Origin of the sequence: Nannocystis exedens, from assembly GCF_002343915.1 — a bacterium.
Classification (GTDB): Bacteria; Myxococcota_A; Polyangia; order Nannocystales; family Nannocystaceae; genus Nannocystis; species Nannocystis exedens.
Genome location: NZ_NETK01000001.1, coordinates 739,826 through 760,839 on the forward strand (window position 1 = coordinate 739,826; position 21,014 = coordinate 760,839).

The 21,014-nt window shown below is 73.3% G+C and carries 16 protein-coding genes; 14 read left to right on the forward strand and 2 right to left on the reverse strand.

Annotated elements, in window-relative coordinates; genetic code table 11:
• Window positions 1–168 precede the first annotated feature (168 nt).
• The 6 genes from NAEX_RS02795 (at window position 169) to NAEX_RS02820 (ending at window position 7,046) form a co-directional block, all read left to right on the forward strand.
• Window positions 169–1,044 (forward strand): ABC transporter substrate-binding protein, encoded by an 876-nt coding sequence (locus NAEX_RS02795; protein WP_170135398.1) that lies wholly within the window; start codon window positions 169–171, stop codon window positions 1,042–1,044.
• Complete coding sequence (locus NAEX_RS02800; protein ID WP_170135399.1) at window positions 1,041–2,042, forward strand: FecCD family ABC transporter permease; 1,002 nt, start codon at window positions 1,041–1,043, stop codon at window positions 2,040–2,042. Before NAEX_RS02795 ends, NAEX_RS02800 begins: the two co-directional genes overlap by 4 nt.
• Window positions 2,043–2,545: 503 nt before the next feature.
• Window positions 2,546–3,598 (forward strand): hypothetical protein, encoded by a 1,053-nt coding sequence (locus NAEX_RS02805; protein ID WP_143140406.1) that lies wholly within the window; start codon window positions 2,546–2,548, stop codon window positions 3,596–3,598.
• 199 nt (window positions 3,599–3,797) lie between these two features.
• The gene (locus tag NAEX_RS02810; protein ID WP_096325974.1) at window positions 3,798–5,306 is read left to right on the forward strand and encodes a hypothetical protein; all 1,509 of its coding nucleotides are present in this window, start codon (window positions 3,798–3,800) and stop codon (window positions 5,304–5,306) included.
• Window positions 5,307–5,573: 267 nt separating this feature from the next.
• Entirely contained in the window at window positions 5,574–6,605 is a 1,032-nt protein-coding gene (locus NAEX_RS02815) for a 3-oxoacyl-ACP synthase III family protein (protein WP_096325975.1), read from the forward strand.
• A 45-nt stretch (window positions 6,606–6,650) separates the two neighbouring features.
• Complete coding sequence (locus NAEX_RS02820) at window positions 6,651–7,046, forward strand: hypothetical protein (protein WP_143140408.1); 396 nt, start codon at window positions 6,651–6,653, stop codon at window positions 7,044–7,046.
• Window positions 7,047–7,288: 242 nt separating this feature from the next.
• Here the strand turns inward: NAEX_RS02820 and NAEX_RS02825 are convergent, their stop codons facing one another.
• On the reverse strand, window positions 7,289–7,834 hold the full coding sequence (locus tag NAEX_RS02825; RefSeq protein WP_096325977.1) for an RNA 2'-phosphotransferase: 546 nt from the start codon (window positions 7,832–7,834) through the stop codon (window positions 7,289–7,291).
• Between the two features lie 389 nt (window positions 7,835–8,223).
• On the opposite strand from NAEX_RS02825, the gene NAEX_RS02830 reads away from it, so the two are divergent.
• From NAEX_RS02830 to NAEX_RS02865, 8 genes are all read left to right on the forward strand, one after another.
• Window positions 8,224–8,835 carry a CAP domain-containing protein gene (locus NAEX_RS02830; protein ID WP_096325978.1) on the forward strand — a complete coding sequence of 204 codons (612 nt, stop codon included), beginning with the start codon at window positions 8,224–8,226 and terminating at the stop codon, window positions 8,833–8,835.
• 186 nt (window positions 8,836–9,021) lie between these two features.
• A complete protein-coding gene (locus NAEX_RS02835; protein WP_143140409.1) occupies window positions 9,022–9,702 on the forward strand; it encodes a CAP domain-containing protein in 681 nt (226 codons plus the stop codon).
• Between the two features lie 43 nt (window positions 9,703–9,745).
• On the forward strand, window positions 9,746–10,552 hold the full coding sequence (locus tag NAEX_RS02840; protein WP_170135400.1) for a DUF4159 domain-containing protein: 807 nt from the start codon (window positions 9,746–9,748) through the stop codon (window positions 10,550–10,552).
• Window positions 10,553–10,567: 15 nt separating this feature from the next.
• Window positions 10,568–12,919: a hypothetical protein gene (locus tag NAEX_RS02845; protein ID WP_096325981.1), complete on the forward strand. Its 2,352-nt coding sequence runs from the start codon at window positions 10,568–10,570 to the stop codon at window positions 12,917–12,919.
• 67 nt (window positions 12,920–12,986) lie between these two features.
• A complete protein-coding gene (locus NAEX_RS02850) occupies window positions 12,987–13,409 on the forward strand; it encodes a co-chaperone GroES (protein WP_245913595.1) in 423 nt (140 codons plus the stop codon).
• Entirely contained in the window at window positions 13,406–16,120 is a 2,715-nt protein-coding gene (gene sppA / locus NAEX_RS02855) for a signal peptide peptidase SppA (protein ID WP_096325982.1), read from the forward strand. Before NAEX_RS02850 ends, sppA begins: the two co-directional genes overlap by 4 nt.
• Before the next feature lie 68 nt (window positions 16,121–16,188).
• Entirely contained in the window at window positions 16,189–16,830 is a 642-nt protein-coding gene (locus NAEX_RS02860; RefSeq protein ID WP_096325983.1) for a hypothetical protein, read from the forward strand.
• Window positions 16,827–19,862, forward strand: coding sequence for a M16 family metallopeptidase (locus tag NAEX_RS02865; RefSeq protein ID WP_143140410.1), 3,036 nt, complete (start codon window positions 16,827–16,829; stop codon window positions 19,860–19,862). The genes NAEX_RS02860 and NAEX_RS02865 overlap by 4 nt, the downstream gene beginning before the upstream one ends.
• Before the next feature lie 402 nt (window positions 19,863–20,264).
• On the opposite strand, the gene NAEX_RS02870 is transcribed toward NAEX_RS02865, so the two are convergent.
• Window positions 20,265–20,987 (reverse strand): TerB family tellurite resistance protein, encoded by a 723-nt coding sequence (locus NAEX_RS02870; RefSeq protein ID WP_170135401.1) that lies wholly within the window; start codon window positions 20,985–20,987, stop codon window positions 20,265–20,267.
• Window positions 20,988–21,014 lie beyond the last annotated feature (27 nt).

A 21,014-nucleotide genomic window follows, 5' to 3' on the forward strand; every position in this document is an offset into this window, starting at 1 on the left:
ACCTCGGCCTGCGCGCGCTCCGACGCCGCGCCCACCGCCCGCGCCTCGGGAAGCGCGACGCGGTGGCGCGGCCTCGCCGGTGCTCGCGCACGCGACCTGCCGCGCGCCGTCCTCGCGCGCGGCGAAAAGGGGTCGAAACGGCGCGCGCGCGGCACTAGACTGCCCGCGGTGCCGCGCGGCCTCGCTGTCCTTTTCGCCCTGTCTGCTTGTACAGGTGCATCCGCGCCCGCGCGCGAGGCCGGCGACGCGCCGGCGCGGCGGATCGTCTCGCAGACGATCCTCTCCGACGAGGTGCTGTGGGCGCTCGGTCCGGCGGCGCAGGCCCGCGTGGTCGGCGTCAGCGCGCTGGCCGACGACCCGCGCTACTCCGGCGTCGCCGGCGTGTGGCCGCCCGAGACCCCGCGGCGCGCGCTCACCTCGGAGGGCCTGCTGGCCCTCGACCCCGACCTGGCGATCATCGCCAGCTTCACCTCGCCCGAGGTGCGCGAGCTGCTGTCGAGCCACGGCGTGCGCCTGCTCGAGTTCACCCGCTTCACCGGCTTCGCCGACTACCGCGCCCACGTGCGCCGGCTCGCCGCGGTGGTCGAGGACCCGCCCGCCGGCGAGCGCCTGCTCGAAGACCTCGACGCCCGCCTCGCCCGCCTCGCCGCCCGCCGCCCCGCCGCCCCGCTCTCCGCGATCAGCTGGGGCGACGGCCACGCCGCCGCCGCGGGCACCAGCTTCGACGACATCGCCGAGGCGGCTGGCCTTTCGAACCTGGCCAAAGAGAAAGGTCTCGAAGGACATGTCCCTGTGGCTTTGGAGCTGATGGTCTCGTGGGACCCGCCGGTGATCGTCACCGGCTGCCCGGCGGCGGAGCCCGACGACCCGGCCTGCCCCGCCGCCGAGGCGGCGATCGCCGCGCTGCCGGGGGTGGGCGCGACCGCGGCCGCGCGCAGCGGGCGGATCATCGCGGTGCCCGGCCGCGCGCTCGCCAGCACCGGCGAGGGGATGGCGCGAGCCGCGGAGATCTTGCAAGACCGCCTGCTCGCGGAGCGGCCGTGACGCGCACCACCTGGCTGGCCGCGGCCGCGATCCCGCTCGCGCTGCTCGTGTCTCTCGGGACAGGTCCGGGGGAGATCGGCCTCGGCGAGGCGCTGGGCGTGATCGGCCGCCGCCTCTCCGGGGACGATCTCGGGCTGCGCGGCGCGATCGTGTGGGACCTGCGGCTGCCGCGGGCGCTGCTGGCCGGCCTGGTCGGCGCCGCCCTGGCCGCCGCGGGCGCGCTGTGCCAGGGCCTGTTCCGCAACCCGATGGCCGATCCCGGGGTCCTCGGCGTCAGCTCCGGGGCCGCCCTGTTCGCCGTCGTCGGCCTGCTGTTCAACCTCGACCGCGCCGGCCTGTGGGCGATCCCCGTCGTCGCCGCCGTCGGCGCGGCCGCGGCCATGGTGCTCTTGCTCGCGGCCGCCGGGCGACAGGCCAGCCTCGCCGTGCTCCTGCTGGCCGGCGTCGCGCTCGGGGCCCTGTGCTCGGCGCTGATCACCGTGTGCCAGGCCCTCGCCTCGCACCAGTGGGACTTCGGGCTCAAGGTCGTCTACTGGCTGATGGGCAGCTTCGAGGGCCGCAGCTGGCCGCACCTGTCGTGGGCCGTGCCCCCCTGCGGGCTCGGGCTCGCGCTGGCGCTATGGTTGCGCCGCGACCTCGACGCGCTCCACCTCGGCAGCGACGCCGCGGCCTCGCTCGGCGTCGACCTGGCGCGCCTCCGCCTGCTCGTCGTCGTCGCCGTCGGCCTGCTCGTGGGTGCCGCGACCGCGCTGACCGGCGTACTGGCGTTCGTCGGTCTGGTCGCGCCGCACGTCGCCCGCATGTCCTCGGGGCCAGGTCACCGCCGGCTCGTCCCGCTCGCGGCGCTCGTCGGCGCGAGCGCGACCATCCTCGTCGACGCGGTCGCTCGCTCGGCCAGCGGCGTCGTGATCCCTCCAGGAGTGATCACCAGCCTGGTCGGGGCCCCGTTCTTCTTGTGGTTGTTGCGGCGTCGTGGCCTGCGCGGGCTCGCGGGCTGAGCGCGTCGGTGTACATGCATCCTCGTCGCGGGTCCGCGCCTCGATCGGACGAACGCGGTCAACTGACCGCACCGCAGCACGCGCACGCCGATCCGCGTGACTTTGTCTGAGCCAGAGCATGCGTTCCTGCGCTGCGCGAGGGCGCAGCGATCGAGGCGCGTCGCGACGCGTGCGGCTTTCAGACCACGGCGATGATGTGCGCGACGTCGAAGTCGCTCCACATACAACATCTTGGGTTTACGCGCGCAGCGCTGTCCACAACTTGTGCCTGCAGCAAAGCGGACGCGCGGACACAGACGAGCGACTGTCACATTCTCACGCCGGTCGCTCGTGCACATGCACGCGACTGACGCGGCCGTACGCTCGCGCGCGCGGCAATTTCCTGCACGCGCGCACTGGACGGACCACCGCTTTCGGTTTCTTCTTGTCGGCCTGATGAGCCAAGCCGCCGAACCACCTCAGCGAGCTCAACGGAGACGAAGGAGTGTTGCGGAATGAGATTGGTGCAACTGACAGCTCTGGCGTACATCGTCGCCGTCGTCACCGACGTCCTCGACGACGGCGCCAGCGCGGAAGCGGCCCACGAGGTCCGGTACGACGACCGCTACGACTTCGACGGCGACCTGAGCAGCGCCGGACGGACCGTCCCGAGCAGCCTGGACGAAGTTCTCAAGGCCCCGACCCGCGTCGCCGCGCCGCTGGCTCCTGTGCCGGCGGAGGCCGACGCCGACGAGACCGCGCGCGCGGCCGCCGACCGCGCACAGGTCCGGCAGTTCCTACCTCGGCAGTGCGTTCACGGCGTCGACGAGCAGCGCCCGCGACTGACGCGGAACGAGCAGAAACGGACCTATGCCGTGCTCGCCCACGTCGTCAAGCGGCTCAAGGCCAGCGACGATTTCCTCAAGCTGCTCCAGCTGGTGGCAGCGCGGGAGTCGAGCCTGCAGCAAGGGTTGGTGCACCGCCTGTCACCTGACCTGGAGGCCAGCCTACAAGCGTGGCACAAGACCGCCAAGCTCTACGAGGGCAACCCGCACCACGCCGCGCCCGAGCACTGGCAGACTTACGGCCTATTCGGCATGAACTCCAACTACTTCACGCAGGTTTGGGACAACCAGGCCGACCCGCGCGTCCTGTGCGACGCGATCGTCGACATCCTGGTCTACCGCCGCGCCGTCGCCCGCGTGATCAAGAAGGCGGGATCTGCCATCGAATGCACCGACGCTCACGGCCGCACCTATCAGCACACCACCAAGGCGACCTGGGAGACGGTGCATCGGGCGGTCAGCGGCGGCAAGCTGTGCCCGAGCAAGAACGAGAACGTCGCCGCCATCATGGGCAAGTACTTCCGCGGGCGCGCGGCCAAGTTCGGGCTCGACCCCGACAAGCCGGTCACCCTCAAGATGCTGGGCGTCGAACCGACGAAGGGCCTGGGCGGCGAGGTCTGGGCCGACCAGGAGGCCGTCGTCATGGGGCTGTGGGCCGAGCTGGAGGCCGAGTGGGCCGAGCACCCGCCGGACGCCCCGGACCCGGTGAAGATCGCCCGCACCGGCTCCTGACCGGCGGACGGCCCCGCGCACCCGGACCGGCTTCGGACCCGGCCGCCGGGCTTGGCCCGCGGGGCCCCGTACGGCCCCTCGCCCGCCTCCCCGGCGGCCCCCCGTTCGCTGGCGCGCGCTGTCCCCGCTGGCGGACGGGCGGCGCGCCCGCTATCTTGTACCTGTGCTCGCTCGTACGCTGCACCTTAACTTATTGTTGTTGACTGCGGCCGTCGCCGCGGCGGGATGTGACCCTTCGGACAGCCTCGATCCGGAGCCCGGCCCGTCGCCGAAGTCGCCAGGACCTGCTCCGCTCGCGGCGCCCGACAAGGGCGGCCAGCTGTGCGGCGACGACATCGAGCTCGACCTGCGTCGCTCGCTCGTCCTCAGCGAGTTCACGGTGATGGAGCCCTTCACCTTCACGCGGGTGATGACGCAGATCTTGAGCACCAGCCCGGCGCCCGCGGTCACGCCGACGGTCCTCTACCAGCGCTGGTGGGACTTCTTCAACGAGAAGCCCGGCGTCCACCCCGACGCCTTCCACTGCGACGACGAGCTCGTCGACGGCTCGCCGGCGATGGGCGCCTTCCCCCACGCGTGTCCGCGCCCGGAGGGTCGGCTCGCCGACACCGATCCGTTCGACGACCCGGCGAACAACCCCGACGCGTACATCGCCCTCGGCGTGTTCAACCGCTTCGACCTCGCCCCGCTCGACGGCAGCAACTGCGGCGAGTACCGCATCGTGTTCGCCAAGCAGTCCGGCCTGTTCGACCCCAACGATCGCAACCTCATCATCTTCGAGGCCACGCTGCCCAACCCGAACCCGAGCTGCGGCATCGAGGGCTGCCGGCCGATCGCGCAGTTCTGGGCCGACCTCAGCCAGATCGACGACATCACCGAGATCCGCGACCGCGTCGAGGACTTCTACTTCGTCGACGCCGCCGGCGCCGGTCCCGTCGTGCACGCCGACAACTACGGCCCGAAGGGCGGCCAGATCCGCACCAACATGTTCATGAACGGGCCGAACGCCTGGCAGCTGCGCCAGTTCGAGTTCGTCCACGACTGCGGCGACTCGGCCTGCATCAAGCCGACGTTGCTCAAGGACAACCCGTTCCCCGAGCTCTTCCAGGACGACTCGCCGTGGCCCGGCGCCGAGGCGTTCCAGGAGTGGTTCGTGCGCCAGGTGCCGAACCTCGAGAAGGCCGGCAGCAACCTGTTCTTCACCACCGACGTCGGCACCTTCGCCTCCGGCGCCAGCAACTCCGAGGGCGAGTTCGACAACTACCGCATCCAGTCCGGCTTCAGCGGCTCGTTCCGCCAGAAGATCGAGGACGCGATCACCGTCCCCGGCCTCACCGCCGACAACATCATCAACCGCGCGCTCGCGCTGTCGTGCGCCGGCTGCCACGAGCACAACAACTTCGGCGAGAACCTCGACTTCGGCGACGGCCTGCCGTGGGAGCCGAGCCTCGGGTTCGTCCACATCAGCGAGGAGTTCACCGCCGAGGGTCCGTTCGGCACCCGCTTCCCGCTGTCCGACGCGGTCCGCTTCGTGTTCCTGCCGCACCGCGGCGAGGTCCTGCAGAACTTCCTCAGCGAGACCGCCTGCGAGCCGTGCACCGAGAAGGGCGTCAAGCAGTTCGGCCCGCCCGACCCGAGCAAGTTCTTGCTCGACGGCTTCGACAGCGTCGACGGCATGACGATCGGCGGCCCGCGCAGCGGCCACTGACCGCGCTCGCCCCGGCCGGCGCGTGACCGTCCGTCGCGGTCGCGCGCGGCCCGGCGCGTCGCCGTCACTCGCTCACGTGCGCCCGGCATCGCCGCGCGCGTGACCGTCATATTTCGGTCACGCGGCGTCACGCTCGTCGCGCACACACGCCGTCGCCACGCGCCTGCGGCCTGTTTGAAGCGGAGCAGCGCCGGCGCGGCGCGGCCGGGAGCCGCGACCTGGCCGGGTGGGACCTGCGTGTTAGACTGCGCCGCCGGAGGACCCGCCGTGGTCAACGCCTACATCTCAGGGACAGGTTCCTACGTGCCGCCGCGGGTCGTCAGCAACGACGCCCTCATCCACGAGTTCGGCGTCGACACCACGCACGAGTGGATCGTCCAGCGCACCGGGATCGAGGCGCGCCGGTTCGCCGAGGCCGGGGTCGGCACCGCGGACATGGCGGCCGAGGCCGCCCGCGCGGCGCTGGCGGAGGCCGGGCTCACCGCCCACGACCTCGACCTCATCATCGTCGCCACCCTCTCGCCCGAGCACGCCTTCCCCGGCAGCGGCGTCTATCTGCAGCGCAAGCTCGGCCTGTGCGAGGGCGACGACGCCAAGTTCGTCCCGGCGCTCGACGTCCGCAACCAGTGCTCCGGCTTCCTCTATGGCCTGTCGACCGCGGTCGCCCACGTGCGCGCCGGCATGGCGCGGCACGTCCTCCTGGTCGGCGCCGAGACCCACTCCGCCGCGCTCGACCTCTCGGCCGAGGGTCGCGCCGTCTCCTCGTTGTTCGGCGACGGCGCCGGCGCCGTCATCGTCTCGGCCACCGACGAGGACCGCGGCGTGCGCGGCGTGTTCCTCGGCGCCGACGGCCGCTTCGCCGAGGTCCTGTGCCAGAAGATCTGGGACATCCGCCAGCGGCCGTTCGTGCCGAAGAACCCCGACCGCAGCGGCACTGTCCCCGCGGACATGTTGTGGGCGACCATGGACGGCAAGGTCGTGTTCAAGCACGCCGTCGCCGCCATGGTCGGCTCGTTGATGCGCGCCTGCTCGTCGCTCTCGCTCGACCTGCAGGACATCGACCTGTTCTTCTTTCATCAGGCCAACCTGCGCATCAATCAGTTCATCGCCCAGCAGCTGCAGATCCCCGAAGAGAAGGTCCCCCACAACATCGAGCGCTACGGCAACACCACCGCGGCCACCATCCCGCTGCTGCTGGCGGAGAGCGCGCGGGACGGGCGCCTTGTGCGCGGTAAGAAGGTCGCGATGGTCGCGTTCGGCAGCGGATTCACCTGGGGCGCCGCTATCGCCGACTGGTGAGGGCATGCACAACCCCACCCTGTGAAAACCGATCAGGGTGAGGGCGTGGTACGCCGCGCCGCATTGCTCCTCGTCCTCGCCGTTCTCGGGTGTGCCCCGACGACGACGACGCAGGCGCCGCCGGAGCAGCCCACGGCCCGTGCCGAGCCCGAGCCGGCGCGGACCCAGCCGCGCCGACCGCCGCCCGCGTTCGTCCAGGCCCTCGCCGAGCTCGAGCGCAACCCCAACCTCTGCCTCCGCCTCGTCGGCCCGCGCGCGGAGCCTGTCCGAAAGGCCATGTTGCGAGCCGCCCGCGGCCGCATCGACGAGGCCCGGATCGTCGCCGAGACCGACCCCGTCGAGCCGGTCGCCCGCAGCGTCGAGTTCCGCTTCTTCGTCCCGTCGACCGAGCCGGCCAGCGGCGTCGGTCTGCACACGATCCACGCCTACATGCCGCAGTGATCGGAGGTCCGCGGGACATGCCTGAAAGGCCATGTCGCTGCGGACATTTCCCTTCGAGCATGTCCTCGGGGGCGCCCGCGGCCGGCTCGCCGCGCGAGGCGTGGCGAGCGCGAACGGCAGCGCCGACCTCACGGGCGGCCACGACGCGGAGACCGACGCGCCGCGACTCGCCCGACGACGAGCCCACGGGCCTCGGCATCGGTCGCCGAGCCGCCTCATCGGTCGCGTTCGACGCCCGCGCCTCACGGCCCGCGGAGGTAGTCCGGCGGCACGTGCTCGACCAGCCAGACCCCGTTCTCGGCGCGGTAGAACACGAAGCCCGCCGCCGCCATCGCCGCCGCGTCGACCTTCAGCACGGCCGGGCGGCCGTGGCGGGCCCCGACGCGGTGGGCCGTGGTTGCGTCGGCCGACAGGTGCACGTGGTGGCGTCGCATCTTGAGCAGCCCCTCGCGCAGGATCGCCGCCACCGAGCGCTCGCCTGTCCCGTGGTACAGCACCGGCGGAGGCGCCGCCGGGACCAGCTGCAGGTCGACCGCGACGGTGTGGCCCTGGTTGGCGCGGATCTTCGTCTTCGTCGCGTCGAACGCGAAGCGCTGCTTGTCGCTGGTGCGCACCAGCTCCTCGAGCTGCGCCCGCGAGATCGGCCGCTGCTTGCGGGCGCAGGCGGCGAGCAGCGCCTCGACCGTGACCCACCCGCCGGGCTCGAGCTCGAGGCCGAGGCCGGCCGGATCGTGGCGCAGGTGCAGCGCGAGGAACTTGCTGAGCCGGACCCGGGAGCTCGCGTCCATGGCCGCCACGATCGTCGATCCGGCCCCGGCGGCAAACCCCTGACAGGGCTGTCGCGCGATCCGGCGGGCGCCCGGGCACAGGCGTCGCGCGATCTCCCGCCCGGCTCCGGCCTCCACACCAAACCGCTGTCATTTCAACCACATCCAAGCCAGGCCCCGTCGTTGCAAACCTGGTCTGACACGGGCGGCGCGCCGCTTCCTCCGCTTCTTTGCGAGCCGCCCGGCCTTGGCTTACTTGGCTTGACCACTGGCTTATCTAGAACTTAGCCCTCTCCTAACTTAGCCCTCCGCCATCCGCACCACCCCATCGGGTCGAGCCGCGCTCGGCCCGATGCTCTTTGGTCGCCTGACGGCGTCGCCGCCGGAGTTTTCGGCTATCGTCCCGGGCCATGGCCACCGCGCTCCGCGGGACGTGCGTCGGCGCGCTCCTCGTCCTCGCCTGCGACCCTCCGCTGCCGCCCGAGCAGGCGCCTGCGCCTGCCGTCCCCGAGCTGGCCGCGTGCGAGCCGGCGGCCGACGGCGAGTGGCCCGATCCCTGGGCCGCGGCCGAGCACGAGGTCCTCGCGCGGATCAACGAGCTGCGGGCCCAGGGCGGCCGCTGCGGCGAGCTGCAGTTCTCGCCCGCGCCGCCCCTGCGCATGCAGCCGGCCTTGCGCTGCGCCGCTCGCCTGCACACCGCCGACATGATCGAGCGCGAGTACGTCAGCTCGGTCGACCCCGACGGCCTCGGCGTCGGCAGCCGCCTCGCCAGCCTCGAGTACAACGCCGCCACCTTCGCCGAGGTCGTGGCCGTCGTCACCGAGGACGCCGTCGACGAGCTCGACGACGCCGCCGACGTCGTCACCGCCTGGCGCGACAACCCGACCAGCTGCTGGCAGCTTTACGCCCGGGAGCTCGTCGACGTCGGCGTCGGCGGCCGCGAGGCCACCTACATGGCCAAGGAAGCCGAGGAGCCGCAGCGGGCCGCCTACTGGACGCTCACCCTGGCCGCCCCGCGCTGACGTCACGCGCTCCCCCGGCGACCTCCCGAACCCCTCGCGCGGACGCCCTCGCGCGCCTCGCTCGCGCGAACGGGCGCTCCTCGGGCTCTCCCCTCTCTCCCTGACCCCGCCCCGCCCGCCGCCGTCGCGCCGCGCGCCCCGGCATCGCCGTCGCCGTCCTCGGCGCGCCTCTGCTACGCTGCCCGCATGACGTCGCGCGGGCTCCGAGTCACCTGTCTCTTCGTACAAGTCTGTGCGACCATGTTCCTCGGGACAGCTTGCAGCGACGACGGCGGCGCCGGGACCGAACAAGGCGCCTCCGCGGCCACCGACCCCACCGCCGATCCGACCGGCGACACCACCGACGACCCGACCGGCGACACCACCGGCGGCGCCGACGACCCGGCGTGGATGACCCCGTACTGCTACACCGTCGCCGACAAGAAGTGGCTGGCCGCGTGGATCGAGCGCGAACAGCAGGTGCTCGAGCGAATCAACGCCGCGCGGGCCGAGGGCGCCGACTGCGGGAGCATGGGCAGCTTCGGCCCCGCCCCGGCGCTCGGCATGGACGTGCGGCTCCACTGCGCCGCGCGCAAGCACTCGCAGGACATGGCCGAGCGCGGCTTCTTCGACCACGTCAACCCCGACGGCGAGGAGCCGTTCGACCGTATCGAAGAGGCCGGTTACACCGGCTGGGCCGCCGCCGGGGAGAACATCGCCGCCGGCTCGGACGACCCCGGCATGACCGTCCAGGGCTGGCTCGACAGCGACGGCCACTGCGCCAACCTCATGAACCCGCAGTACACCCACACCGGCGTCGGCTTCTACGAGGGCACCGGCAACCTCACCTACTACTGGACCCAGACCTTCGGCGCGCTGCTGCCGTGAAGCGGCCTGCTCCCGGCCCCGCGCGATGCTATCCTCGCCACCCATGCCCCGCACCCGTCGCAGCCTGCTCGCCGGCGCCGCCGGTCTGTGCGCCGCCGCCGCGACGCGCCCGCTGCGGGCCCAGGAGCCCGGCTTGTTCGGCCCGCTCGGCGGCGACGAGTTCCGCGAGCCGACCGCCGTCCTCACCGTCGACCTGCCGCAGCTGCAGTACCCCGGCAAGTGGAACCCGCGCCCCGGGGCCATGCGCGAGCTCGCCGTCGAGCTGCGCCTGCGCACCCGCCTCGAGCCCGTGCGCGAGCCCAGCGTCGTCACCGCCGACTCGCGCCGGCTGTTCGACACCCCGTTCCTCTACGTCGCCGGCGAGGGCAACCTGCCGCCCCTGGGTGCCGCCGCCGAGACCGCCCTCGGCCGCTTCCTCGACCTCGGCGGCATGATCGTGTTCGACGCCGCCGACGGCGGCGCCGATCTCGGCTTCGAAAAGGACGTCACCGCCCTGCTCGGACGGATCTTGCCCGGCGCCGCGCTCACCCGCGTCGCCGCCGACCACGTCCTCTACCGCTCGTTCTACCTGGTCGAGACCCCGCTCGGTCGCACCAGCACGTTCGACCATGTCCTCGGGATCCACGAGGAGGGCCGGCTCAAGGCCCTGCTCGTCCGCAACGACCTCGGCGGCGCGCTGGCCCGCGGCGAGTCGGGCCTGTTCACCTGGCCGTGCGTCCCCGGCGGCGCCGACCAGCGCGAGTGGGCCTTCCGCTTCGCCGTCAACATCCTGCTCTACGCCACCTGCACCGACTACAAGGCCGACCGCGCCCACGTCGAGACCCTCCTCCGCAACCGGCGGTGGCGCTGACCGAGCTGCTTGATCATGGAGCGCTGGCGCATCACCGCGGGCCACGTCCCCGGACCCTTCGGCCTCGTGCTGGTGCTCGCCGCCGTGGTCCTGGCGATCGTCGAGGCCGCGCGGGCCTACCGTAAACCTGTCCCCGGGGTCAGCCCGCGCCTGCGCGCCGCCCTGTTCGCCCTGCGCTGCGCCGGCGCCCTGGCCCTGCTGGCGGTCGCGCTCGAGCTCTCGCTCAGCTTCGAGACCACCAGCTCGGCCGGCCCGCGCCTGGTCGTGCTCGTCGACGACAGCGCCAGCATGGGCGTCGCCGACGCCGAGTCGCCTGGCCAAAAGGCCATGCGGCGGATCGACCGCGTGCGCGAGCTGTGGCGCCGCTCCGAGCCGGCGCGCGCGGCCTGGAAGGAGCAGGGCCTGGCCGTGCAGGTGCGTCGGTTCGGCGAGGGCAGCGAGCCGCTCACCGGCGAAACCGAGGCCACCCTCGATCTCGCCGCGCGCCAGCCCGCCTCCGACCTCACCCGCGCCTTCGCCGAGCTCGCCGCCGTCGACCCGGCCGTCGACCCGCGCCCGCTCGCCGGCGTCATCGTCGTCTCCGACGGCCTCTTCGATCGCGCCGACCGGGGCGCCGACGACCCGCTCGTCCTCGCCGGCCGCGAGCTCGGCGTCCCGATCACCGCCGTCGCCGCCGGCGCCCCGCACCTCGTCGACCTCGCCCTCACCGAGCTGCGCGCCGGCGAGTTCGCCTTCGTCGAGAACGTCGTCGAGTTCGCCGCCGACATCGAGGCCCACGGCCTCGAGGGCGCCAAGACCGAGGTCGTCCTGCGCCGCGACGGTCAGGTCGTCGCCACCGAGCCGTTCGTCGCCCCGGCGAGCGGCCAGACCACCGTCCGCTTCGAGGTCGCCCCCGACCGCGTCGGCCAGTTCGTCTACGAGATCGAGGTCCGCCCGGTCGAGGGCGAGGCCAGCCCGCACAACAACCGCCGCGCCTTCGTCGTCAAGGTCCTGCGCGACAAGGTCCGCGCCCTGCACGTCGCCGGTCGGCCCGACTGGGACGTCCGGGCCCTCCGCACCCTGCTCGGCCGCGACCCCAACGTCGAGCTGCTCAGCTACTACATCTTGCGCGGGGCCGACGACGCCGACCGCGAGGACCCGTTCGCTCCGCTGTCGCTGATCGCCTTCCCCACCGACGAGCTGTTCAAGGAGCAGCTCGGCAGCTTCGACCTCGTCATCCTCCACAACTTCGACGCCCTCAACCACCAGGTCGGCCGCTACTTGCCCGACATCGGCCGCTACGTCGAGGAGGGCGGCGCCCTGGTGATGATCGGCGGCGACATGGGGCTCGCCACCGGCGACTACCCGGCGCCCGCGCTCTCGGCGGTCGTCCCGGTCGACCTGCGCGTGCCCACCGGCCTCGACACCGAGGCCTTCCGCCCCACCGTCACCGACGCCGGGCGCCGCCACCCGATCACCGCGTGGATCGATCACAGCGGCCTGTCCAATTGGACAGCTTTACCGCCGCTCGACAGCTACAACCCGGCCAAGCTGGCCCGCCACGAGGCCGAGATCGGCAGCGCCGTGCTGCTGCGTCACCCCGAGGGCGGTCCGCTGCTGACCATCGCCGAGCCCGGCCGCGGCCGCGTCCTCGTCCTCAGCACCGGCGCCAGCTGGCGGCTCGGCTTCCACGCCGACCTCCCGATCGTCGACGGCGCCCGTCCTTACGATCTGCTGTGGCTCGGCGCGATCCGCTGGCTCCTCCGCGACAGCGCCGCCGACCGCCTCACGCTCGAGACCGACCGTCCGACCTACCTCCTGGGCGCCCCGATCACCCTGCGGGCCGCCGCGCTCTCGCCGTCGTACGCCCCCGAGGCCGGCGTCGAGATCGGCTGGCGCGTGCAGCCGCTCGGGCGGGCCGCCGACGACCCCGGCGCCGACCCCAACGCCCCCGTCACGATCCTGTCCCAGGGGACATGGACCACCGACGCCCTCGGGCGGGCCAGCGAGACCCTCGCGGGCGGCCTCTCGGTCGGCGCCTACGAGGCCGTGGCCCAGCGCGCCGGCGGCGACGAGGCGGCCGCCGCCCCGCAGCAGGCGCGCCGCGTCTTCCTCGTCCAGGCGGCCGGCCGCGAGCTCACGCGCCTCGCCAGCGGCCCCGGGGACGAGCGGCTGAAGCGGCTCGCCGACGCCACCGGCGGCCGCTTCTTGCGCGCCGCCGACGACGACCTGCCCGCCGCCCCGCCGCTCGCCCCCGATCGCCAGGATCGCGAGCGCGTCGACAGCCGGCGCGACATTCCGGTGTGGAGCGGCGGCGTCGCCATGGTCTTGCTCGTCGTCTGCCTCGGCGGCGAGGTCCTCGTGCGGCGCCGGATCGGCCTCGCCTGAACGCGCACGCGGGCTGCCGGCTGCCGCCCCTGCATTGTCGCGGCCGTCTCGGCTAAAGTCCCGGCCGATGCCCTCTCGCAGCAAGCCGCCCGCCGACGAAGACCGCACCCCGCCGGGCCGGGTCTCGCGCCACATCCAACCGCTCGGCCCGCGCGTCCTCGTGCGCGTGATCAAGAGCCCCGACCGCAGCGAATCCGGGCTGTTCCTCCCGGCTGGCGCGAAGGACAGCCACAGCGAGGCCCTGCTCGCCGAGGTCGTCGAGGTCGCGCGCACCATGCCCAAGCCGACCTTCGTGGTCGACGGCGACGACGACGACGACGAGCCCAAGGCCGACCTCGGCGAGAACGTCAGCGGGATCCCCGTCGGCGCCCAGGTCCTGTTCGCCAAGGATCAGGGCATCACCGTCCCCTGGGACGACAGCCTGCGGATCCTCGGCGTGCGCCACGTGCTCGCCATCGTCGACATCATCTCCGAGGATCACCTGCAGTGACGCGCCGGGCGCCGCGACCGGAGCCGCACGCCTCACCCTCGCCCGACCGCCGCCGCTCGGCCTTCACGGCTGCCCGGGCGAGGACGCGGCGCGACGCCTCGTGCGCGGCGCTCGTCGCCGGCCTCGGTCTCATCCTGTCCTTCGGGACCGCCCACGCCCAGGAGCCGCGGGCCCTCGACCGCCCCGCCTCCGACGGCGTCGACCGCCCGATCAAGGACTACTCCGGCGAGGGCGACGCCAGCAGCATCGAGCTCAACCCTGCCCTGCTGTCGGCGGTGAAGGGCCTCGACCTCGTCGTCATGGGCTACCGCTCGGTCAGCCCGTTCACGCGCGGCGGCGGCCTCGGCGGCTTCATGAGCTTCAACCTCGGCTTCGGCCTCGCCACCGGCATCGGCGTGCAGGCCCTGCGGCCCGGCTTCGGCGGCGGCTTCCCCGACCCGTTCTCCGCCCGCAACCCCGACGCCACCAAGATCTCGTGGGCGCTCTCCGGCGGCGACGGCAAGATCGCCGCGTTCGGCCTCGGCGTCCACTGGTTGCGCGCCGACGGCCTCCTCCGCGCCCCCGACCTCGACGTCGGCCTGCTCTTTCGCGTCCGCAACTACGCCTCGATCGGCGCCGTCGCCCGCTTCGGCCCCGCCGACCTCAGGCCCTACGGCGACCTCGCGAGCGAGCTCTCGATCGTCGGCGAGCTGGCCGTGCGCCCGCTCGGCACCCGCACCCTCGAGCTCGCCGGCGGCGTGCGCGGCCGCTTCCGCGCCGATCAACCTGGCCTTCAGGTCAGCCAGTGGGACAACCTCGGCGCCCTGCCGCGCGGCCGGATCGCCGTGCGTCACAAGGGCCTCGAGCTGGCCGCCGAGGTCGAGCAGGTCCGCGTCCACGCCCTCGATCCCTCGACCTACAACTTCGTCCGCGCCGACAAGGCCGTGCGCGGCTCGGTCCAGCTCGCCGTCGCCTGGGACTTCATGAAGGTCAGCGGCGGCGTGCACGCCGGCCTCGGCGAAGGCCTCGACGGCTTCGGCCTCGCCGCCCGCTTCTCGACCGCCCGCCAGGGCCGCGTGTTCTGGCCGCGCCTCGTCGACGTCGAGCGCGTCGACATCTCCGCGATCAAGGGCGAGCGCCACCTCCTCGGCCTCTTGCAGCGGCTCGAGCGGGCCGAGAAGGCCGGGAGGCGCACGATCCTCCTCGTCGACGCGCGCAGCACCGGCCTCGGCTGGGCCAGCCTGCAGGAGGTCCGCAGCGCGCTGGTCCGGATCCGCAACGCCGGCGGCCACGTCTTCGCCTACCTCGAGGACACCAAGCTCAAGGACTACTACCTCGCCAGCGCCGCCGAGCAGGTGTTCATCCACCCCGCCGGCGAGCTCGCCACCTTCGGCCTCTCGTCCACCACCTTCTACCTGCGCGGCCTCCTCGACAAGCTCGGCGTCCAGGTCGAGGCCCTGCACATCGACGAGTACAAGTCCGCGCACGAGATGTTCTCGCGGGCGGCGCCTTCGGACAAGGATCGCGAGCAGCGCGAGGCCATCCTCGACGACACCTTCGCCCAGGTCGCCCACGACATCGCCCAGGCCCGCGGCCTCAGCATCGCCCAGGTCCGCGACCTCGTCGACGACGCCCCCTACGGCCCGGAGAAGGCCGAGCAGCTCGGCCTCGTCGACGCCGTCGTCTACCGCGACCAGGTCGTCGAGAAGATCGGCGACGCCGTCGGCGCGCGCGTCAAGTTCGCCCAGTTCGACGACACCGAACCTGACCCGAAGACCTGGTCGAGCGCGCCTTACATCGCCGTCGTCCTCGTCGAGGGCACCATCATCGACGGCGAGAGCCGCACGATCCCCCTGCTCGGCACCCAGTTCACCGGCGGCGACACCATCGTCGCCCAGCTGCGGGCCGTGCGGAACGACCCTGCGTGTCAGGGCGTCGTCCTGCGCGTCAACAGCCCCGGCGGCAGCGCCCTCGCCTCCGACCTGATCTGGCGCGAGGTCTCGCGCACGCACGAGGCGTGGAAGAAGGACCCGCGCAAGAGCCCGCCGATCGTCGTGTCGATGGGCGACGTCGCCGCCAGCGGTGGTTACTACGTCGCCGCCGGCACCGACCACGTGTTCGCCCAGCCCACCACCCTCACCGGCTCGATCGGCGTCGTCACCCTGCACTTCGACATCAGCGGCCTCCTGCACAAGCTGGGCGTCGCCACCCACACCTTCAAGCGCGGCAAGAACGCCGACATCGCCGGCTTCTACCGCCCCTACACCGCCGACGAGCGCGCCCGGATGGACGCCTCGATCCGCCGCGTCTACGACCTCTTCCGCAAGCGCGTCGCCGACGCTCGCGGCAAGACCCTCGAGCAGGTCGACGAGCTCGGCCGCGGCCACGTCTACTCCGGCGCCGACGCCAAAGAGCTCGGCCTCGTCGACGCCTTCGGCGGCCTGCGCGAGGCCGTCGCCCTCGTGCGCCAGCGCAGCGGCGTCGGCGAGCGGCGCGAGCTCCAGCTCCGCGTCCTCCCTGTCCGCAAGACCATCCTCGACCTCGTCCTCGACCTGCTCGGCCCCGAGCGCGGCGACAAGGGCCTGCGCGGCCGGATCCAGGCCCGCCGCGACGCCGAGCCCCCGCTGCCGCTGGTCCTCACCACCGCCTTCGCCCGCCTCCCGCTCGCCCTCCTGTTCCTCCCGCAGGACCAACCGAGCGCCCTCATGCCCGTCGTCCACGCGATCGAGTGACCGCACGGGCATCCACGCGCCCCCTCACCGCTCGCATCCCTCCGACGACTCGGGCACCCTCTCGGGTGATGCCCAGGCTCGACGCCGCCGCGCGCGACCACGCCGGCGCTCTCGACGCCCGCGACGTCATCACCGCCGCCAACTTCCGCGAATTCGAATTCGGCGCCGGCTCTCTCCCTCACGACGTGCATGGCTTCACCTTCACCGTCACGCCCCGCGACGGCCGCGTCGTCGCGCACGACGACCTGACTCACGGCGAGGAGCGGCTCCTCGGCTGCGTTGACTATCTCGCCTGCAATCCGGCGGTCGTCTTCGCCGACGAGCTGCCCACCGGCCTGTCCGGGCCGCGACTCGCGGCCTGCCTCGCCGCCTGCGGCCCGCGCCAGGTCTTCCTCGCCTGCCGCGATCCGGCCCCGCTCCTGCGCCACCTCGCGCCCGCGCGCTGGCTCGCCTGCGAACGCAGCCACGCGGCGGCACGCCGAAGACGGTCATCCCCCTGTTCGCGACGCGCCGCGCCGCGTCGACGCCCGGGCCGCGACGGCCGACCTTTCACCCCTGCGAGGTTCGCCGTGATCACGCCCTGCGAGCGCCGCGCCGCCGGTGATTCACGCGCGGGTGCATCGGCGGCTCGCCTCCGGGCCGCCCTCACGCGCGGCCGCGATCGTCTGGCGCGCCCGCGGCCGCTCGCGCACACTCCATCGGCCGCATGAGCACGCGCCTCGCACGCCTGGCCCTGGCCCTCTGCCTCCTCGCCTGCAACGCCGCCACCGCTCCGCCGCCTCGTGCCGCACCTGCCCCTTCGAACATGCTCGAACAGACACCTCCCGCGCCTGCGCCCGCCCCCGCTCCCGAGCCCGCGCCTGCCCCTGCGGTCGACCCCGAGCGCGCCGCCATCCTCGCCGGCTCCGCGCTGCCCGAGCCGCTCCCGGTCGCCCTGCCGGACGACCCGCTGGGCGTCACGATCCACCGCCTGAGCAACGGCCTCACCGTCTACATCAGCACCGATCGCGCCGCTCCGCGGGTCACCGCGTGGATCGCCTTCCGCGCCGGCAGCCGGCACGACCCGCCGCACTCGACCGGCCTGGCGCACTACCTCGAGCACATGATGTTCAAGGGCACCGCGCGGCTCGGCACCCTCGACGGCGAGGCCGAGGCGCCGCACGTCGCCGCCGTCGCCGAGCTCTACGATCGCCTGGCCGCCACCGCCGATCCGGCCGGCCGCGCCGCCATCCTCGCCGACATCGACCGCGCCACCCAGGCCTGCGCGGCGCTGGCGATCCCCAACGAGGTCGATCGGCTCTACGCCCAGCTCGGCGTCACCGACCTCAACGCCTTCACCAGCGACGACATGACCGTCTACAGCGCCGACGTGCCGTCCTCGCGGCTCGCCACCTGGGCCGAGATCGAGGCCGAGCGGCTGCGCCAGCCGGTGTTCCGCCTGTTTTACCCCGAGCTCGAGGCCGTCTACGAGGAGAAGAACATGAGCCTCGACGCGCCCGACGATCGGGTCGACGAGGCCATGCGCCTGGCGCTGTTCCCCGGCCACCCGTACGGCACCCAGCCGACCATCGGCAGCGCCGAGCACCTCAAGACCCCGGCCTACGGCGAGATGGTCGCCTACCACCGCCGCAACTACCTGCCCAACAACGCCGCCATCCTGCTCTCCGGCGACGTCGACCCCACCGTGCTGCCGGCGCTCGAGCGGGCCTTCGCCGAGTGGCAGCCCGCCCCGCTCGCCCCGCCGGCCCCGGGCGACCTCGCCGGCCCGCGTGGCCGCGTCGTCCGCGAGATCGTGGCCGACGGCGAGCAATCGGTCACCCTGGCCTTTCGCACAGTACCCATCGGACATCCCGACGAGCCGGCCCTGCGCGCGCTCGAGCGGGTGCTCGGCGACGAGGTCGGCGGCCTGGTGGCCACGCGCCTGCTCCTGCCGCAGCGCCTGCCCGACGCCGAGGTGTTCGGCGCGCTGATGAACGAGGGCGGCTACCTCGCGCTCACCGGCGTCGCCCGCGACGGCCAGTCGCTGGCCGAGGTCGAGCGGCTGCTGCGGGAGGTCCTCGGCGCCGCCCGGGACGGCGCGATCGGCCAGGACGACCTCGACGCCGCCGTCCTCCACGCCACCATCGACGAGCAGAACGACCTCGAGAACGGCGAGCGCCGCGTCGAACAGATGCTCGAGGCCTACACCAGCGGGCGCCCGTGGCCCGAGCACGCCCGCCGCCTGGCCGCCCTGAAGGCGCTGACCCCGGCCGACCTCACCCGCGTCGCCCGCACCTACTTCGGCGACGACGTCGTGGTCGTCCAGCGCCGGCGCGGCCGCTTCGCCCCGCCGGAGATCCCCAAGCCGCAGATCACCCCGGTCGCCATCGATCCCACGCGCCAGAGCAGCTACGCCCGCGACGTCCTGGCCCGCCCCGTCGAGGACCCGCCGGCCGAGCACCTGCGGCCCGGTCACGACTATGTCCGTTCGGACATGTCCTGTGGGCCACTCATCGCCGCCCGCAACCACCGCAGCGAGCTGTTCAACCTGGTCCTGCGCTACGACCTCGGCACCCGCCGGCGCCCGCTGCTCGGCCTCGCCGCCGACCTGCTGACCCGCAGCGGCGTCAAGGACGGCGACGCGACGCTCAGCGCCGCCGCGCTGCAGCGCCGGCTGTACGCGCTCGGCACCGAGATCGACGTCGACGTCGACGCCGACCGCACCGAGATCACCGTCAGCGGCATCGACCGCAACATGGACGCCAGCCTCGCGCTGCTCGACGCCTGGCTGGCCGGCCCCGTGTTCACCGACGCCGTGCTCTCGGGCCTGGTCGCCAACACCCTCAGCGGTCGGCGCGACGAGGAGGACGACCCCGACGACCTCGCCGCCGCCCTGCGCGACTACGCCGCCTTCGGCGACGCCTCGCCGGTGCTCACCCGCCCCAGCGACAGGCAACTCCGGCGCGTGAAGGGCCCCGAGCTGGTCGCCGAGCTGCGGGCCCTCCGCGACGCCGCCCACGTCACCCTGTACTTCGGGCCGCGCACCGACGAGGCCGCCGCCGCCGCCCTGCCGCTGGGCGCGGGCAAGCCGGTCGACCCGCCGCCGCCGCTGCGCTACCGCAGCGTCGCCGCCCCGACGATCTTCTTCCTCCACAAGGACGTCGCCCAGGCCCGCATCGACATCGTCCTCCCGCGCCCGCCGCAGCCGGCCGGCGAACGCCCGCGCGCCGAGCTGCTCGGGCACGTGCTCGGCGGCGACATGAGCGGCATGGCGTTCCAGGAGATCCGCGAGGCCCGGGGGCTGGCCTACCACGCCGGCGCGCACCTCGACCTCGGCGACCGCCTCGGCGACGACGCCGCCCTGATCGGGAGCCTCGGCACCCAGTGCGACAAGGCCGGCGGCGCGCTCGGGCTGATGCTCGACCTGCTGCGCCGCACCGAGCTCGCCCCCGACCGCGTCACCGCGGCCCGCCTGGCCCTCCTGCGCGAGTACGCCAGCGAGCGGATCACCCCCCGCTCGCGCCCCGGGTGGGTCCAGTCGTGGCTCGACCTCGGCCACCCCGGCGACCCGCGCCTCGCCGCCGCGCAGACGATCCGCACCGTCGAGCTGGCGGACCTGCAGGCCTACCTGGCCGAGTTCGCCGGCTCCCCCCCGATCGTCAGCGTCCTGGGCGACCGCCGCCGCGTCGACCTCGACCGCCTGCGCGCCCTCGGCGAGGTCCAGGTCGTCACCCCGGCGGCCCTGTTCCCGTACGCCCGCTAGGGCATGTCCTCGCGGACATGCTCTCGAGGACCGATCCTTTCGGACATGTTCCGAAGCACACAGCGCCACCGCTCGCGGCCCTCTCCGTGCGTGCGCTCGAGGACCCGGCGCGCGGCCCTCGCGGCGCGACCGCCTGCGCCACTCACGGGCTCGGGAGGTGGCGCGGCGCACGTCCTTCCCCCGGCCCGGGCTTCGACACGGCTGCGGCCTCACCTGCACGCGCGGCCAGGTCCTCGCGCACGCGCCGCTCGCCCGGCGATCCACCGCGGCTGCCGCCTCCCTGCACGCGAGGCCGGTCCTCGCCGACCGCTTCGCCCCGGGAGCAGCCGCGGCTGCCATTCACATGTACGAAGGGGCATGTCCTCGCGGACATGCCCCTCCTCGCGCCCATTCACCCGAGACTCAGCCGTTGCCGAGCAGCTGCTCGACCTCGGACTGCGAGCCGAGCACGCGGCGCGAGAGCTCGAAGTACAGCTCGCGCTCGCGGCCGCCGCGGCGGCTGGCGCGGAGGATCGGCACCAGCGAGTGCAGCGCCTTCATCCGCTCGGCGAGGTCGAGGGTCAGCAGGCGCTCGACCAGCGAGTCGAGCGTCGGCGGCTTGTGCAGCAGCTCGGACAGCTCGACGCGGCGGCCGACCGGGATCGGCAGGCGCTCGAGCAGGTTGTCGAAGTGGATCGCCTCGTGGAAGTCGAGGTGGCCGTCGAGGTTGACGAACATCGCCGCCAGGCCGACGGTCAGCTCGGCGCGGAGGTGGGCCTGCTGCGTCCAGGTGTCGCGCAGGTGGGCGACGCGGTCGAGGTCGACGCCGAGGCGGCGGGCGATGCGGTCGTGGACCGTCGCCTCGACGTCCGAGCCGGTGCCGTCGGCCAGGGCCATCTGCCAGCAGCGGCGCAGCACGTCCTCCTGCTTGGCCTCGTCGGTGAGCGGCGAAAGCTCGTTGAAGCGGCGCTCGAGCTGCTCCTGGCGCGACAGGATCTCCATCCAGAGCAGTTGGTCCTGCTCGCTGAGGGTCGAGCCGACGTAGCGCAGCACCTCGTCCCACTCGCCGATGTCGAGGATCTCGTCGGCGTGGGCGATGAGCCCGCAGCCCACCAGAATCCATTCTTGCTCGGAAGTGAGCGACACCTTGCCTCTCTTTCGCCTGCCGGAAGG

Excerpts from the sequence above, each read along its gene's own strand:
- NAEX_RS02830 (WP_096325978.1), top strand. The coding sequence starts at position 8,224 with ATGGCCACCGCGCTCCGCGGGACGTGCGTCGGCGCGCTCCTCGTCCTC.
- NAEX_RS02840 (WP_170135400.1), top strand. The coding sequence starts at position 9,746 with ATGCCCCGCACCCGTCGCAGCCTGCTCGCCGGCGCCGCCGGTCTGTGC.
- NAEX_RS02835 (WP_143140409.1), top strand. The coding sequence starts at position 9,022 with ATGACGTCGCGCGGGCTCCGAGTCACCTGTCTCTTCGTACAAGTCTGT.
- NAEX_RS02825 (WP_096325977.1), bottom strand. The coding sequence starts at position 7,834 with ATGGACGCGAGCTCCCGGGTCCGGCTCAGCAAGTTCCTCGCGCTGCAC.
- NAEX_RS02845 (WP_096325981.1), top strand. The coding sequence starts at position 10,568 with ATGGAGCGCTGGCGCATCACCGCGGGCCACGTCCCCGGACCCTTCGGC.
- NAEX_RS02860 (WP_096325983.1), top strand. The coding sequence starts at position 16,189 with ATGCCCAGGCTCGACGCCGCCGCGCGCGACCACGCCGGCGCTCTCGAC.
- NAEX_RS02850 (WP_245913595.1), top strand. The coding sequence starts at position 12,987 with ATGCCCTCTCGCAGCAAGCCGCCCGCCGACGAAGACCGCACCCCGCCG.
- NAEX_RS02865 (WP_143140410.1), top strand. The coding sequence starts at position 16,827 with ATGAGCACGCGCCTCGCACGCCTGGCCCTGGCCCTCTGCCTCCTCGCC.